This window comes from Rathayibacter sp. Leaf299 (assembly GCF_001423055.1).
GTDB lineage: Bacteria > Actinomycetota > Actinomycetes > Actinomycetales > Microbacteriaceae > Rathayibacter > Rathayibacter caricis.
Genome location: NZ_LMNT01000001.1, coordinates 376,129 through 392,223, shown reverse-complemented (window position 1 = coordinate 392,223; position 16,095 = coordinate 376,129). Strand labels below are relative to the sequence as shown.

Genomic DNA, 16,095 nt, shown 5'->3' with positions numbered 1-16,095 from the left:
GCGGGCCCGCAGTTCTGGTGACGGGGGATCTCGATACGGCCCCTGCGGGACCTACTCGATCAGCCAGGAGGCGCGGGCCCCCTCTGCTGGTCGAGTAGCCGCGCAGCGGCATATCGAGACCCGCATCCACCAGCAGTCCCGGGAGACGGGGGATCTCGATACGGCCCCTGCGGGGCCTACTCGATCAGCAGCAGCCCCTACGCGCACCAGTCGCGCGAGACGCCGTTCACGCTGCGGGAGGTGTCGCCCGAGCCGAGGTCGACGAGCACCGTCGAGGTCGCGCTGAAGCCCGGCACCTCGGGGTAGTCGTCGGGCTCGCCCTCGACCGACACCGCCTCGACGGCCAGGAACTGCCCGTTCGGCGAGAGGCAGATGCTCCGGATGCGACCCGTCGGCGACGTGCGGAAGATCTCGGTCGTGCCGCTCGCGTCGACCCGCACGACCGAGTACTGCGTCGATCCGTCCTCGGGCGAGTACTCGGCCTCGAGCTCGACGTAGCTCGAGGAGTCGAGCAGCAGCAGCTGCACCGGCGACGCGGTCGCGCTCACGTCGGCGACCGGCAGCGCGAGCGTCTCGACCGAGCCGTCGGCCAGGTCGATCAGCGCGCCGCGGTCGGGGTCCGCGACCACGAGCCGGTTCGCGCCGGGCACGAAACCGCGCAACTCGGCGTGCTGCCCGAGCGGGCTGATCGCTCCGGGCACCAGCAGGTCGACCAGCAGCACCGTGTCGTCGACGGAGTGGGTGACCACGGAGGTGGTGCCCGGCACGAACAGCCAGTCGCGGGCGCGCAGAGGGCCGCCGTCGATCCCGGTGACCGCGACCGCCTCGGCCTTCTGATCGGTGAGGTCGTAGGAGTAGAGCGCGCGGTCGAGCGGACCCGTCGGCGCCTCGCCGGTGAAGGTCCAGCCCAGCACGCCCTTCTCGGACGCCGCGTGCAGCTCGCGCACGACGCCCGGTCCGGGCAGCGGGATGACGCCCTCGTCGCCGGTGTCGAGCGCGACGGTCCGGAGGAGGTTCGTGTCGTCGGGCTCGAGGGTCGCCAGGACGAGCAGCGGGCCCACCACGACGTAGTCCTGGATGCGGTCGGCGGTGGCGACGACGCGCGCCTCCCCTCCGGACAGCGGGCGCACGCGGATCGCGTCGGGCTCGGCCGGATCGGCGGTGCGGTCGAGGGTGAAGAGGTCGGGGTCCTTCGTGGTGAAGGAGGCGGTCACGTCCGCCGTCGCGCCGGTCGCCAGGCCGCGTGCGTCATCGATCGCGATCGAGTACTCCGTCGCGTAGCGGAGGGTGTCGGCGAAGGTGACGGTGACCACGCCGTCCTCGAGCTCGACGGCGTGCTCGGCCTCGGGAGTCACGGTGACGCGCTCGAGCGCGTCGGGAGCGAGGTCCTGATCGAGGTGCACCCGGGCCCGTCCGCCGTCGCGCTCGACCACGCCGTCGGCGCTGACCTCGAGCGAGGTCACGCGGGGGCCCTTGCCGATCGTCGCGGCGGTCAGCCCGCCGACCCCGAGCACCAGGGCCAGGGTCGCGCCCCAGAACACGCGGGAGAAGCCGCGGGCGGAGGCGGCACGCGGCTCCCGGGAGCGGCGCGGCCGGAACTCCCCCGCGTCCTCACCCCAGGGGTCAGTAGACATACGGCATCGCCGGCTCGTCGATCTCGGCGACCGCCGACGGCTCGAGCACGACCGCCTCGGCGCTCGTCACGCTCGCGTTCGCCGCGAAGCCGCCGGACATCTCGAGCCACTGGCCCTCGGTGTAGGTGTCGGCCCAGCCCGGCTGGTACACGGGGACGCCGACCGGCTGCGCGTCGACGGCGCAGCACGTGACGACGAAGCGGGCGACGTAGAAGACGTTCTCGGGGTCGTCGGCGTCGGGGGTCACGAATCCGCTGACCGTCGCGGTCGTGCCCGCGAGGAACTGCTCGCTCGCTCCGGAGCGCAGCAGCGTGGCCCAGTCGCGCACCGAGAAGGACGCGTAGTCGCCGGTGGGCGCATCGACGACGGCGCTGGTGTCGACCGCGCTCGTGTTCACCTCGCGCTGCACGGCGGTGCCCGCGGTGAGCGCGGCGGGCGGCACCACGAGCAGCGCGACTCCCGCCGCCACGATGATCGCGACCCCGCCGAGCACCGCCAGCCGCGCCCGCCACGGGTTCCCGGGCGCGTGATCGTGCAGGTGCCCGTGCGCGTCCGACTCCTCGACACTGGCTCCCTCGCTCTCGTCGGCGCCCGGCACGATCGCGAAGGCGAGCAGCAGCAGCACCGCCGCGATCGCGGCGAGGATCACCGTGAACTCGAAGTAGCGCGGGTGGATGTAGAGGCCGAGCCGACCGGTCGCCGCGAGCCAGAGCGTCGACACGACGCCGATGACGCTGAGGACCACGCCCTTCCAGCGGGCGAGGAGTCGCTCAGAGCGCATAGTTGACCGCCAATCCGAGGACGGCGGAGCAGAGTCCGACCAGGACCGTCATCCGCACGAGGGTGGGCACCGAGAAGGTGGTGCGCAGCAGCGCCAGCATCTTGATGTCGATCATCGGGCCGAAGACGAGGAACGCGATGATGCCGCCGGGCAGGAACGTGGAGCCGAAGGACAGCACGAAGAAGGCGTCGACGTTCGAGCAGATCGAGATGACGAACGCGAGGACCATCAGCGCGAGCACCGACCAGAGCGGGTTGCCGCCGAGCGTGGTGAGCACGTCGCGCGAGACGCCGACCTGGATGAGCCCCGCGATCGCGGAGCCGACGAACAGCGCCGGCAGCATCGCCCCGGTCTCCTCGGCGAAGAGCAGGACGCTGCGGCGGGAGCGGGCGCGGAGGGTCCCGGGGGCGCGCTCCCCCGCCTCGCAGGCCGCGCGGAAGCGGTCGGTGAGCAGCGACATCGGCTCGGAGTGGCGGCTGAAGATCCAGCCGACGAGGTTCGCGATCACGAAGCCGCCGACGATGCGCCAGACGAGGATCCCGTCCTCCCAGCCGAACGCCTGATAGGTGGTGATGATCGTGATCGGATTCACGATGGGCGCCGCGAGTAGGAACGTCATCGACTCCGAGACCGACAGGCCCTTCACGATCAGCCCGCGGGCCAGCGGCACGTTGCCGCACTCGCAGACCGGGAGGAGCACCCCGAGCAGCGAGATCACCAGTCGCCGCGGCAGGGCGCGCTTGGGCAGGATCCGGAGCAGCACCGCCTCGGGCACCCAGAGCTGCACGGCGATCGAGAGCACGATGCCCAGGAACACGAAGGGCAGCGACTCGATGACGACGCTGATCGAGAGGGTGAGGAAGTCGCGCATCGCGTCCGAGAGCACGTCGCCCGCAGCGTCCGGCGAGAGCAGGCGCAGCGCGACGGCGGCGACGAGGGCGAGCCCGATGCCCACTCGGCGACCGGTGCGGGACCGGGGGCGGGGCGGGGCGGCGATCGACATCGCGATCCATCGTAGGCGGGGGCGGGTGGAGGCGAGGGGGCTGCGGCTGCTGCTGCAGGCGGTGGACCACGGTGTCGGGCTCCCGACCTGCCGAGATGAGGCTGAGCGGCGCGATCGCTCCGTCTCTGACGACGTCGACGCTCTCCTCCTTACTTGTGCGGGTCCCACGGCTCGCAACCGAGGTCGAACGGGGCGGATCGGCGTCGGAAGGGGCTCGCCGACGCTCCCGACCTCGGTTGCACACCTCGACGGCCGCCTTCCGCCCGACGACCGTCCCTCGTCCGGTGGACATCCAGCACAAGCTGAGGTTCCGTTCAGTCTTTGACCCCCGAGCGACGGGTGAGCGGCCCTCGATCCGCGCTCCTAACCTGCGGTGCGAGAACGAGGGGCCGCCTCGCTCCGCCGAGGAAGACAGGGGTCCGCCGTGCGTCTACGAGCCGTTCGAACGAGTGTCCTGGCCGCGATCGCGTCCGTCGCGACCGCGGTCGCGCTGAGCGGAGGAGCCTCCGTCCCGACCGCCGAAGCCGCCGAGACGAGCACCCCCGCCGCCGCCGTCGCTCTCGCCGCCCCCGCGCCCGCCGAGGGCTGGACCATCGTCTTCGCCGACGACTTCACCGGCGCGGCCGGCTCCCCCGCGGGCTCCGCGTGGATCCACGAGCTCGGCACCTGGGGCACCGGCGCGATCGACCGCACCACCGCCTCCACCAGCAACGTGTTCCTCGACGGCGCCGGCAACCTCGGCATCCGGGCGCTCCGCGACGCGTCGGGAGCCTGGACCTCCGGCCGCATCATCACCGCCGACAAGTCGTTCTCGGCGCCGGCCGGCGGGCAGCTGCTGATGACCGCGTCGATCCGCCAGCCGAACCCCGTGCAGGCGACCGGCTACTGGCCCGCGTTCTGGGCGCTGGGCCTCGACGAGAACGGAGCGATCGACTGGCCGCGGACCGGCGAGATCGACATCCTCGAGGCGGTCAACGGCACCTCGCAGGTCATCCAGACCTTCCACTGCGACCTGGTCGACGCCGGCGAGTGCGACGAGCCGTACGGGCTGACGAGCGGGCTGCAGGACTGCGCCGGCTGCCTGACCGAGTTCCACACCTACTCCGCGCTCATCGATCGGCGCATCGCCGGCCAGGAGTCGCTGCAGTTCCTCGTCGACGGCGAGGTCCGCCACACCGTCGAGCAGGCCGGCCTCAGCCCTGAGGCCTGGAGCGCCGCGATCGGCAACGACTACTTCCTGATCCTCAACCTCGCGATCGGAGGCGGCCTGCCGAACGGAGTCTGCGGCTGCGACAGCGCGAGCGCGCCGAAGTCCTCGGGCGGCACCATGAGCGTCGACCACGTCGCCGTCTACCGCTCCGACGCTGCGCTGAGCGCCGGCGTCCCCGTGATCACCGGGACCGCGAAGGTCGGCTCGACGCTGACCGTGCAGCCCGGCGTGTGGACTCCCGCTCCGGTCGCCCTCTCGTACCAGTGGGAGGCGAACGGCGTGCCGATCAGCGGGGCGACAGGAGCGACGCACACGGCGACCAGCGCGACCGCGGGGGCGGTCCTCACCGTCGACGTGACCGGCTCGAAGGCCGGCTACGCGCCCGAGACCCGCACCTCCGCTCCCACGGCGCCGGTCGCCACGGGGACGCTGACCGCGGCGACGCCGACGATCTCGGGGAGCGCCAGGATCGGCTCGACGCTGACGGCCAAGCCGGGCACGTGGGGTCCGTCACCCGTGACGCTGAAGTACCAGTGGCGGGCGAACGGAGTCGCGATCAGCGGAGCGACCGCCGCCACCTACAAGGTGGGCACTCTGCTGCTCGGCTCGAAGATCACGGTCTCGGTGACCGGCACGAAGACCGGCTACACGAGCACCGTGCGCACCTCGGCGGCGACCGCGTCCGTCACCCGCTGAGGCTCAGACCTCCTCGACCTCGCGGTGACGGCGCGGCACGATGCGCATGATCGCGGTGCCCGTGGCGATGAGGGCGAAGGCCGCCAGGCCGAACCACAGCGAGTTGAACCCGGTCGACGCGAGGACTCCGGCGCCGGCTCCGGCACCCAGGGCGGGCGAGAGGTTGCTGTACATGATCTGGATCTTCCTTCCGATTCACCACGCGCGCTGACGGCGGGTCAGCGCATCGAAGTAGGCCTTGGTGTGCACGATCTGCAGGAACAGGTCGAGGAACAGCTCGTACATCGACGCGGCGAGCAGCATGTGCTTCCACCCGCGGTCGCGCACCGTGACGATGCGCTCGACGACGAAGATGAGGGTGATGCCGAGCCAGAACGGCTGGATCGAGAGCTGGCCGAGCGCGAGGGCGTAGATCACGGTCGCGAGGTACACGTAGGTGATCACGCAGCCGGCCATGGTGAGCAGCTGGCGGCCCCAGTAGGGCCAGGTCACGCGGGTGAGGCCGTACTGCACGCAGTTCTCGACGGCGCCGCGCTTCCAGCGCAGGCGCTGGTGCCAGAGCTCCTTCCACGTGGGCATGACCTCGGTGACGAGGGTGCAGCCGGCGGGGCTCAGCACGTCGTAGCCGAGGTGCTTGATGGCGAAGGTGAGCTCGTTGTCCTCGGTCAGGACGGTCGTGTCGTAGATGCCGCCGCGGCTGTCGCCCGAGGGGAGGCTGCCGTCCAGGCGGGCCCGGCTGATCTCGCGGAGCATCCCGCCCTTGAGCACGGCGGCCGTGCCGGTGACGACCAGGCACTTGCCGTTCAGGCGCCGCACGTCGCGGGCGTAGCGGGCGTACTCGTTGCGCTGCAGGTGGCCGACGACGCCGCCGCCCGGGGTGCCGCGGAACACGCCGCCGACGGCGCCGATCCGCTTGATGCCCACCTTGAGGCGCGCGATCGCGAGGAAGTCGGGGTCGAGGGCGGAGTCGGCGTCCTGCACGAGGACGAGGTCGTCGTCCTCGAGCTCCAGCAGCAGGACCTCGAGGAACTGGTTCAGCGCCCCGGCCTTCTTGTCGGTGTTGCCGACGGTCGCGAAGACCTCGGCGCCCTCCTCGAGCGCGATGCGCGCGGTGCCGTCGGTGCAGTTGTCGGTGACGACGACGATCCGGTCGGGCGGGGAGGTCTGGTTCTGCAGGCCGTGGATCGCCGCGGCGATGCCGGCCTCCTCGTTGTGCGCGGGGAGAACGGCGACCAGGCGGCCGACGACGGGCGAGGCGTGGCGTCCGCCGCGGGTCTGCGACCGGCGGACGGGCTCCTCCGGAACGGCCTTCGCACCGCGGGCCGGGGCGTCGACGAAGCGCACGGGGAGCGGCTTCGCGTTGCCGGCGGCGACCGGGGTGAACGGGGCCGCGGCGGTCAGCGGACGGGCGGCGGGGCGCTCGGTGAGCGTCGCGGCGCGCGTCGATGTCGTGTGCGGGAAGGGCGTCCGCACAGCGGGCATCGTGCCCGCGGAGTGCACAGTCAAGGCCAGGGTCCTCGAGTCGGAGGGCGCGATCGGGGGAGGTCGCGCGCTGAGGGGGGTCGCGTGGGGGCCGCGATCGGGGGGAGGCGTTCGGGAGCGCGTTCGGGCGCGCTCACGAAACGTTCGGACGGGGACGACCGGCGATTCGGGAGCGCGTTCGGGCGCGCTCGAGGATCGTTCGGACGGGGAGAGCGGGCGCACCTGACGCGCTCGGCCGGCGATTCGGGGCGCCGGTCGAGCTGAGGAGGAGTGACCTGCCTGCTCTCGGGTGAGCGCGGTGGCGGGTAGCGGATCCGTCAGCATCGGGTTGCTTGATGGTGAAGCTACATCCTCGATCCATGCGGAATCAAGGAAATTTTCACCCCCGGTTGCGGGGGTGCAGGGGGGTTGCCGCGAGAAAGGCCTTCTGGATCGATGTTCGCCTCCTTTCTGAGACACCGTGACGCGACGAATCAGGGAAAGGGGGAAGAACGTCCGTTCTCCCTCCGATATCGACGGTGTAACCGATATCGACGGTGCTGTTCGGAGATCGGTAGGGCCTTCTCCAGTAGCTGGGATCCGGAGGAATGAGACGGGTGCGATCACAGCGGCGGAACGTGTCCGGAGGGGGAGATGATCGGCGTCCACGGCAGGCCCCTCCTGACGGAGCAGAGGCAGCGCGCCGACGATGACGCAGGTGGAAACGTAGCTGTGACCAGGATTTCCACCCGACCGGAGGCTCGAGGGACGCCTGCTCGCACCGGCGCGGAGAGCGGGGACAGCGGGAGGGACGAGCGCCGCTCGGGCGGAACGGGACAGCGCTCGGGAGAGCAGTCACCCCGAAGGAAAGGTGCCGAGTCGTCTCCCGAAGACCCTTCTCCGAGCGGAGTCGATCACTTGTCCGAGAAGTCGGCTCCTCCTCGCTTCCGCGCAGCGCCCACTCCTCCGAAGTCGTCGTACTCGAGCTCGAGTACGACGATTACCGCGGACTCGCGGGGCTTATTCAGGGCGAATGTCGCGCGGCGTCGGATGGACGGCGTCCGGTGCACGCTCTTCGGCGTGTCGCGGGTTCGCTTCGGCGTGTCGCGGGCGGGTCATCGGCGTGTCGCGCGTTCGGGACGACCCTGCGGCGGGGGCCCGGGCCGACCCCGAGTCGCGAGCCTGAGACACCCCCCGGACTCCCGCGGCGGCGGCCGGACGGGCCGCGGTCGGATCGGAGCCGGGCTCGCTGGAGCAGGAGGACGTCCCGCGGTCCGGAGGAGCGCCGACTCGGCTCTCACCACTCCCGCTCCGAGGTGGTCGGCTTCTGCGCCCCGTGCGACAGGCTCGTTTCGGCAGGTTTCCGCCGTGTGAATGTTCGCGCGCGGAGCCGCCGCCCCTCCTCCTGCGGCGGATAGGGTCCTGCACAGGCGCCCGTCACCCGTCGACGGGAGCGCCCCACAGCCCGCCGCTTCGCCGAGGAGTCCCGCCGTGTCCGAGTCCACGCCCCTCCACCGCCTGAGCGGTTCCTGGCGGCTGGGCACCTGGCGGCTCTCGAACTCGCGGGCGCCCGCAGCGGCCTGACCGCGGCACCGCACGCGCTCAGCTCCGCGCTCGCGTGAAGCTCCCGACGCCTCGACCCGTGTCGCGAGCAGCCGGATCCGCGGCGCGCGCTGCTGCGTGCGCGATCACGGGGGTGCCACTGGCGTCCTCCCAGCGAGGCCGGCTCGCCGGAGGACGTTCGCGCGTCGCAGGCACGTCCGAACCGACGGGGCTCCTCCTTCGGCGTCCCTGCCCGTCATCCGCTCGCCGTCATCGCGGCCGAGACGGTCTTCCTCCGCACCCCCTCCCCTCCTCCACCCTCCCTCTCACCGAAAGCGAGACCACTCATGCCCGTTCACTTCTCCGACGACCCCTGGACCCGCGTCACCTCCGTCCGCGGCTACGCCGCCGATGAGCTCATCTCGACCCTGCAGAAGTCGATCCGCCGCGGAGACACGCGGCTGGCCCTGCTCGTCGGCCGCGAGATGTACGAGTCGAGCGCCGACCTCGAGGAGATGATGTGGGCGCGCCTGAACGTCATCTCGTGCGAGGACGTCGGCGACGGCAGCTACTCCGAGCCGGTCGTCGTCAACAGCCTCTACCTCATGCACGAGCGCCTCGACCGCTCCTTCGGCGACCGCTGGCTGTTCGCGACCCACGCGATCCGCTTCCTGTCCGAGCGGACGAAGGACCGCACCTCGGACGAGCTCGCCAACCTGACCCTGCACCTCATCAACGCCTCCGAGAAGCCCTTCGAGATCCCGGACTACGCGCTCGACGTGCACACCCGCAGGGGTCAGCTCGCCGGCCGCTCGGTCGACGACTTCTGGGGCGACGGCGGAGGGTCCGAGCTCGTCAACGAGGTCGCCGGCCGCGACGGCTCGCTCAAGGAGGAGATCCTCCGCCTCCGCGCCGCCGGCGAGTGGCGCGCGTGACCGTCGCGCCGGGGCGGCCGACGGGCGGCGGCTCTCTCCGCTCGCACCGCTGACCGCCCGGCGCCGCCGTCGGCGCTCCTCCAGAAGTTGCGGGAAGCGTGAGCGATCACCGCGATTTCTGGAGGAGCGCGACGGGGCCCGGCTCGCGCTTCCTCAGAAATTGCGGGAAGCGCGGGCCGTTACCGCGACTTCTGGAGACCTTGGTTAACGTCTAGGCCGGGTGCCGCCGACGCCGTCGCGATGGAAAATGCACGCCCGCAACCTGCTGCGAAGGAAGCCGTGTATTTTCTCGGCCGAAAATGTACGCCGCACCTCGATCGCCCCGCTGGACGTGCACTTCTGAGCCATCCACGCCGACCGAGCACAGGGCGTGTGGCACGATCTGGCTATGCCCGGATCACTCCACGCCCATGTCGTCGAAGGAACCCACCTGCGAGTGGATGTGGTCTCGGATCAGGGAGCGACGCTGTCACTCTCCGGCGAGTTCCACGACCTCGAGCCGTCCGCAGACCGCGAGACCGTACTCGCGAGCAACCCCGCACTGCGCAGCAACATGTGGGCCTACGCGAAAACCTGGTTCGCGGCCCGCTCGGCCTCCAACGCCGAGGCTCTCTCCCTCTCCGATCCGGCAGAGCAGAAGGCCGCCCTCCGGCAGGTGGAGGAGGACCGCAAGACCGCGCAGAAGCAGGCCGACGCCTACGCGAAGACCGCGCAGTGGATCGCGGACGTCGCCGACGACGTCTCGCTCCTCGACGTCGAGCAGGCCTGGTGCTCCTCCTGCTTCTTCAAGACCGAGCATCGGAAGTCCAACCGGCCCGCCGGACAGCTCCCGGTCTACGTCTGTCAGGGCTGCGGGTCGCCCACGCTCCCGTGCCTGGCTTCCGGATGCAGCAACATGGCAGTACGCGAGCGCGGCGCGGTTCGGGTTCCCCAGTTCTGCGCCGAGCACCGACACGACATCCCCGGTTTCGAGAAGGCGCATGGCACCTTCGGCGAGCTCCACGACTACGAGGACTTCCTCAAGTACGAGAAGCCGGACCTCATCGCCACCTCGAAAATCGTCCTGGGAGGCGCGGCTCTTCTGACGGTCGCCGCCCCCGTCGCGCTTCTCGCGGCTCCGGCGATCGGTGGCGCCATCGGCTCACTCGGCGTGTTCGGCGGTCTGACCGGCGCCGCCGCGAGCTCTCATGGCCTCGCGCTGCTCGGAGGAGGGACTCTCGCCGCGGGCGGCCTCGGCATGGCCGGTGGGACGACCGTCGTCACCGCGGTCGGAGCCGCCGTCGGAGGAGTACTGGGCGCTTCGGTCTCGAACGCCTACCTCCGGGAGGACAAGTCCTTCGGCATCGAGTTGCTCCGCCCGGGCAAGGGAGGCGTGCCGGTGATCGTCGCGAACGGTTTCCTCACCGAGGGCGCCGGGGAGAAATGGGGAGGCTGGAAGGCGATCGTCGACGAGCGGTACTCGGATTCGCCGGTCTACCGCGTCCGGTGGGGCTCGAAGGAGATCCGCGACCTCGGCGATCTCGTAACGGGCTCTGCAGGAAAGGTCGGAGGCGTCGCCGTGGCACGAGCCGCTGCAGCCCTCGCCACGAAGGCCGGAGCCAGGCTGCTCGGCAACGTCGTCGGGCCGGGCCTGATCGCAGCGGACCTGGCCAAGAACCCGTGGCACGTCGCCAAGAACCGTGCAGACAAGACCGGGGTCATCCTCGGAGACCTGCTGGCTCGTACCGAGGCCGAGTCCTACGTGCTCATCGGGCACAGCCTCGGAGCGCGCTTGATGGTGGTGGCCGCGGAGGCAATGGGCACGAAGCCCGGTGGACCGAGGATCGAAGCCGCTCACCTGCTGGGTGCTGCCATCGGAGCGAAGGGCGACTGGACATCGCTGACCGCCGCCGTCGATGAGGGCGTCTACTGCTACCACTCACGCAACGACAACGTGCTGAAGTTCGTCTACCGAGTCGCGCAGGCGGGAGAGACAGCCGCCGGGCTCATTGGCTTCACCCCGATCTCGAGCAAGCTGCAGAACATCGACGTATCAGAGCTCGTGACCACGCACTTCGAGTACCAGGACAAGGTCCACCTTCTGGAGGCCCCGAAGTTCAGCCAAACCTGAGGGAACCGGACAGGCGGATCGGATCACGACGACGGGCTTGAGCACCCACACCCCAGCTGATTGCACTGAGTTACCCGGAAGGGCTCGTTCTCCCTCCAGAGAACGGGCCTTCTCGGGCGACTCGACCGCGCTGCACGGTGTTCCCGCGACACTCCGGTACCGCTCCGCAGCGCACCCCGGACCGGCGTGATCTCGCGTCAAACGGGTGCCGTTCTCCGCCACGTGTCGGAGTCGCCGCCGCATCGCCAGAACAGGACGCGCACGCGTCATGTGGCGGCAGATCCCGCAGATGGCGCGGAAGTGCGGCTCTCACCAAAGACCGGCAGAGACGATGAGCGCCCGATCCTGAGAACTCTGTGAGTGCCGGATGACCGCCTCCTGACCCCACCCCGAGAAGGGGCGCACGACCCCCTCTCCCACGTGACTCCTTAGGGGGACAAGATCACTCCCGCCGCGACCGTATCTTCGTATCCGCTCAGCCCGGACGGTCCGGTGAGCGCTCCGGAGGGTCCCGATCATGGCGGCAATGCGCGCATCTCGGCGCCGCCCCATCGACCTCGCCCACCGCGCATCCCCACGCCCCACCGCCCTCATTCTCGTCCTCGCGCTCCTCGCCGCCGTCCTCGTCATCGGCCCGACCGCGGCAGAGAGAGCCGACGCCGCCACCCTCCTCGTCCAGGAGTCCTTCGGCGGCACGAGCGTTCCCGACCCGGCGTGGCAGGCGCTCGATGCCGCCTGCCTCACGAAGGCGACGACCGCCCCTCCGGCGGGCTCGTCGAACCTCGGGGTCTGCACGAACCGCGTGAACTCGCCGACGACGGGAGCGACCAACGGATTCCTGCAGCTGACCGACAACCGCACTAATGCCAAGGGCGGTGCGGTCTTCAACAAGGCGATCCCGGCCGCGGGCGGCCTCGACGTGCTCTTCGACCAGTACCAGTACGGCTCCGCCCTCGGATTGAACGGAGCCGACGGCATCGGCTTCTTCCTGACCGACGGATCGCGGAACCTCACCGCGTCGGGCGCTCCCGGCGGCTCGCTCGGCTACGGCCAGTCGGTCGACCGGACCACCAACCCCATCACTTCGGTCAACGGCGTGAACGGCGGCTACCTCGGCATCGGGCTCGACGCCTACGGCAACTTCTCGAGCTCGGGCGGAGGTCTGGGCGACGGCTGCACGTCGACGCCCGCCGCGCCGGGACGGATCGCCAACTCGATCGTCGCCCGAGGCCCCGGGCAGGGCATCACCGGATACTGCTACCTCGGCGGGGCGGTCTTCCCCGACGGCGGCTCGCTCCGCACCGGCATCAACCTGAACCTCGGTAATCCGGGGCTGAGCTACGGACGCACCGTCCGCGTCACCGTGTCGCCCGCCGCGTTCCCCGTGGTCACCGTCTACGTCGGGACTGCGGCCGGTCAGACCGCCGCGCAGCTCAGGCAGGTGCTCCAGTTCACGATGACCACGGCCGCACCCGCCACCTACAAGCTCGGCTTCACCGCCTCCACGGGCGGGTCCAGCGACACGCACCTGATCCGCAGCGTCTCGGTCTCGACGATCAACGACCTCGGCGCCCTCAACCTCGTCAAGCAGATCGACCGCACCACGGCGCAGCCCGCCACCTATGCCGAGGGGCAGACGATCCCGTACCAATTCGTCGTCACCAACACCTCCGCGCTCGTCTCGCTCACGAACGTCGCCGTGAGCGACCCGAGGATCCCCGTGGTGACGTGTCCGTCGACGACGCTCGTCCCGCTCGGTTCGATGACCTGCACGGGCAGCAAGGTCGTCACGGTAGCCGAGGCGGTGGCCGGTCCGCTCGTCAACACGGCGACCGCCTCCGCGCGCTCCGGCACCACCACCATCACGAGCAACACGTCCACCGTCACCGCCCCCATCACCACCCCCGCCCCCGTGATCACCCTCGCCAAGACCGGCGCGCTGGCCGACACCAACGGCAACACCCGGGCCGATGTCGGCGAGACGGTCACCTACTCCTTCGTCGCCCGCAACACCGGAAATGTGACGCTGACCGGAGTCGCGGTCACCGACCCGAAGGTCGCCGGCATCACGCCGACCACCGCGCAGATCGCACCGGGCGGGCAGGCGACCTTCACCTCCGCCCCGTACACGGTGACGCAGGCCGACATCAACGCGAACACGGCGCTCACCAACACGGCGACGGTCAGCGGGCGGACGCTCGCAGCGACTCCGACGACCGTGACGGCCACCAGCACCGCCACGACGCCCATCCGCTACGCCCCCGGCCTCACCCTCACCAAGGACGGAACGCTCACCGGCACCGCCGTCGTCGGGGCGCGGATCGACTACACGTTCTCGCTCACCAACTCCGGCAACGTGCCGCTCACGGCCGTCGGCATCGCCGACCCGCGGGCGACGGTGACCTACGGCGCCTGGCCGGGCACCGCGAACACGCTCGGAGTCGCGCAGACGGTCACCGCGACGGCGAGCTACGCCATCACGCAGGCCGACATCGACGCGGGCAGCGTGCTCAACACCGCGACTGCGACGGGCACTCCGACGAGCGGAGCGGCCGTCACGTCCACCGCGTCGAAGACCGTCGTGCTCACCCGCGCCAACGACCTCGCCTTCACCAAGACGGCGAACCCCTCGTTCATCAGCGCGGCCGGCACCGTCATCACCTACACGTTCCGCGCCACGAACACCGGCAACACGACCCTCACGAGCGTCGCGATCAGCGATCCGAAGGCCGGGCTCTCGACGATCACCCCGACCTGGCCGGGAACCGCCGGCCGCCTCACTCCGGGGCAGATCGTCACCGCCACTGCCACCTACACGACCACCGCGGCCGACGTCACGGCCGGCACGATCGCGAACACGGCGACCGTCACCGCGACTCCGCCCACGGGCCCCGCGTTCACCCGCACCGCCTCCGTGGCGATCACCGTCGTGCCCGACCCGGTCGCCGACTCCGTGACCGTGGTGCAGGGCGGCTCGGTCGTGATCGACGTGCTGGCCAACGACGGGGCGGTCGCCACCGGTGCCACGTTCTCGCGGGCGCAGCTCTCGGCGACGCCCAAGAGCATCGGAGGCGCGGCGTCGCCCGCGCCCGCCACTCCCGTGCAGGGGTCGGTCACCTGCGTCGACACCGGAGCGACGCGCGGCCAGTGCACCTACCGCCCCATCGCCGCGTACGTCGGCACCGACGTCTTCGACTACGCGCTGCAGAGCACCTACGGCACCTGGAACGTGCGGGTCACGGTGACGGTCACCGCGGTGAACCACGCGCCCGTCGCCCGCGCCGACCGGGCGGTCGCGATCACCGGAGGCGCGCCCGTCGCGATCTCGCCGCTCGCCAACGACACCGACGAAGACGCGGGCACGACGCTCACCTTCACGGCGCAGACCCCTGCCCGCGGCACGCTCTCGTGCACCACGACCTGCACCTACACGCCGCCCGGCGGCGGCTTCACCGGCCCGGTCGTGATCGCGTACACGGCGAGCGACGGCGCACTCACCGCGGCGTCCACGATCACCGTGTCCGTCGATCCGCAGCCCCTCACCCGCCGCGGCTTCACCGACACCGACGTGACCAGCGGAGCCGTGAGCCTGGGCACGTGGACCCGCTCGGCCGTCGTGGCGACCCCCGTCGCGAGCTGCACGGCGAACCGGCCCACCGTGCTCGTCTCGTGGGCGGCCGTGGCGGGCACGACCGGCTGGACGCTCGAGCGCCGCACATCCGGCACGACGCCCGGACCGTGGACCGTCGTCGCGACTCCCACCGCCGCGGCCACGTCGTTCACCGACGACCGGGTCGGCGAGGGCCGCGGCTACCAGTGGCGGATCCGCCCCGACCTGCAGCGCTGGCTCGGCGTCGCGTCGCCCGCCTCGACCGCCGTGACCACTCCGGCCGTCGTCTCGGCGAGGGGCTGCTGATGCCCGCTCGCCCCCTGAAGCTTCCCTCTGCGCAGTCCTGCGAAAGGGAGACCACGCCCGCACCGGGCACTGACCAGAGAGGAACGGTCGCCATGACCTCCGCAGCACCCCGACCCACCCGCACGACCCCGTGGAAGAAGATCGCCCTCACCGGAGGTGTCCTGCTCGCCGCGGGAGCGCTCGCCGGCGCCGGCGCCTTCGCCGTGTTCACCGACTCCGACACCGCCGAGACGACCGTCGACGCCGGTCAGCTCGACATCGTCGCCACCGGCGACTGGGTGATCACCGACATCGCCCCCGGCGACACGGTGCAGCGCCCGCTGCTGATCGAGCTGCCGAACGCGACCAACGACGGCAACCTCGTCGAGTCCGTCCGCTTCTACCAGGACGTCACGGCCCAGACCCTCGGCACCGACGACCCGGCGCTGACCGGCCTCGGCGAGTCGCTCGTCACCGGCACCGACGGCCTCGACTACCGCCTGCTCACCTGCTCGGTCGCCTGGACGACCTCGACCGCGCCGACCGGCCCGTACACCTGCGGCGGCGACACCACCGTGACCTCCCAGGGCAAGCTGTCGACCATCGGCGGCCTCGCGAACGCGATCGACTTCGGCCCGGCCGACTTCGGCCTGACCCCGACCACCGAGGGCACCTTCCCGTCCGACACCGGCACCGGCGCGACCCTGAACTCGCTCGTCGAGCTCGTGCTGCCCACGGCCGCCGACAACGACTACGAGAACGCCGCGGCGACCATCCAGTACACCGCCGCTGCGATCCAGCGCGACGGCATCCAGAAGTAGCACCCCG

The 16,095-nt window shown here is 71.0% G+C and carries 10 protein-coding genes; 5 read left to right on the top strand and 5 right to left on the bottom strand.

The genetic code is table 11. From position 1 onward, the window contains the following. Window positions 1-197: 197 nt before the first annotated feature. The 3 genes from ASF48_RS01765 to ASF48_RS01755 are packed head-to-tail and all read right to left on the bottom strand — an operon-like array spanning window position 198 to window position 3,418. Window positions 198-1,634 carry a hypothetical protein gene (locus ASF48_RS01765; protein ID WP_157603015.1) on the bottom strand — a complete coding sequence of 479 codons (1,437 nt, stop codon included), beginning with the start codon at window positions 1,632-1,634 and terminating at the stop codon, window positions 198-200. Next, window positions 1,624-2,415, bottom strand: coding sequence for a TIGR03943 family putative permease subunit (locus ASF48_RS01760; RefSeq protein WP_055785458.1), 792 nt, complete (start codon window positions 2,413-2,415; stop codon window positions 1,624-1,626). The genes ASF48_RS01765 and ASF48_RS01760 overlap by 11 nt, the downstream gene beginning before the upstream one ends. Continuing rightward, a complete protein-coding gene (locus ASF48_RS01755; protein WP_055785456.1) occupies window positions 2,405-3,418 on the bottom strand; it encodes a permease in 1,014 nt (337 codons plus the stop codon). Before ASF48_RS01755 ends, ASF48_RS01760 begins: the two co-directional genes overlap by 11 nt. 424 nt (window positions 3,419-3,842) lie before the next feature. On the opposite strand from ASF48_RS01755, the gene ASF48_RS01750 reads away from it, so the two are divergent. Next, a complete protein-coding gene (locus ASF48_RS01750) occupies window positions 3,843-5,324 on the top strand; it encodes a family 16 glycosylhydrolase (protein WP_055785453.1) in 1,482 nt (493 codons plus the stop codon). Window positions 5,325-5,327: 3 nt separating this feature from the next. Here the strand turns inward: ASF48_RS01750 and ASF48_RS19725 are convergent, their stop codons facing one another. Then, entirely contained in the window at window positions 5,328-5,498 is a 171-nt protein-coding gene (locus ASF48_RS19725) for a hypothetical protein (RefSeq protein WP_170116332.1), read from the bottom strand. A gap of 21 nt (window positions 5,499-5,519) precedes the next feature. Continuing rightward, the gene (locus ASF48_RS01745) at window positions 5,520-6,824 is read right to left on the bottom strand and encodes a glycosyltransferase family 2 protein (RefSeq protein WP_235577194.1); all 1,305 of its coding nucleotides are present in this window, start codon (window positions 6,822-6,824) and stop codon (window positions 5,520-5,522) included. Window positions 6,825-8,674: 1,850 nt separating this feature from the next. Here ASF48_RS01745 and ASF48_RS01740 point away from each other — a divergent pair. From ASF48_RS01740 to ASF48_RS01725, 4 genes are all read left to right on the top strand, one after another. Further along, on the top strand, window positions 8,675-9,262 hold the full coding sequence (locus ASF48_RS01740; protein ID WP_055785450.1) for a hypothetical protein: 588 nt from the start codon (window positions 8,675-8,677) through the stop codon (window positions 9,260-9,262). Between the two features lie 388 nt (window positions 9,263-9,650). Continuing rightward, complete coding sequence (locus tag ASF48_RS01735; RefSeq protein ID WP_082480915.1) at window positions 9,651-11,372, top strand: DUF726 domain-containing protein; 1,722 nt, start codon at window positions 9,651-9,653, stop codon at window positions 11,370-11,372. Between the two features lie 526 nt (window positions 11,373-11,898). Next, the gene (locus ASF48_RS20000) at window positions 11,899-15,288 is read left to right on the top strand and encodes a DUF7507 domain-containing protein (protein WP_157603013.1); all 3,390 of its coding nucleotides are present in this window, start codon (window positions 11,899-11,901) and stop codon (window positions 15,286-15,288) included. 92 nt (window positions 15,289-15,380) lie between these two features. Next, window positions 15,381-16,088, top strand: coding sequence for a TasA family protein (locus tag ASF48_RS01725; protein WP_055785443.1), 708 nt, complete (start codon window positions 15,381-15,383; stop codon window positions 16,086-16,088). The last annotated feature ends 7 nt before the right edge of the window (window positions 16,089-16,095 follow it).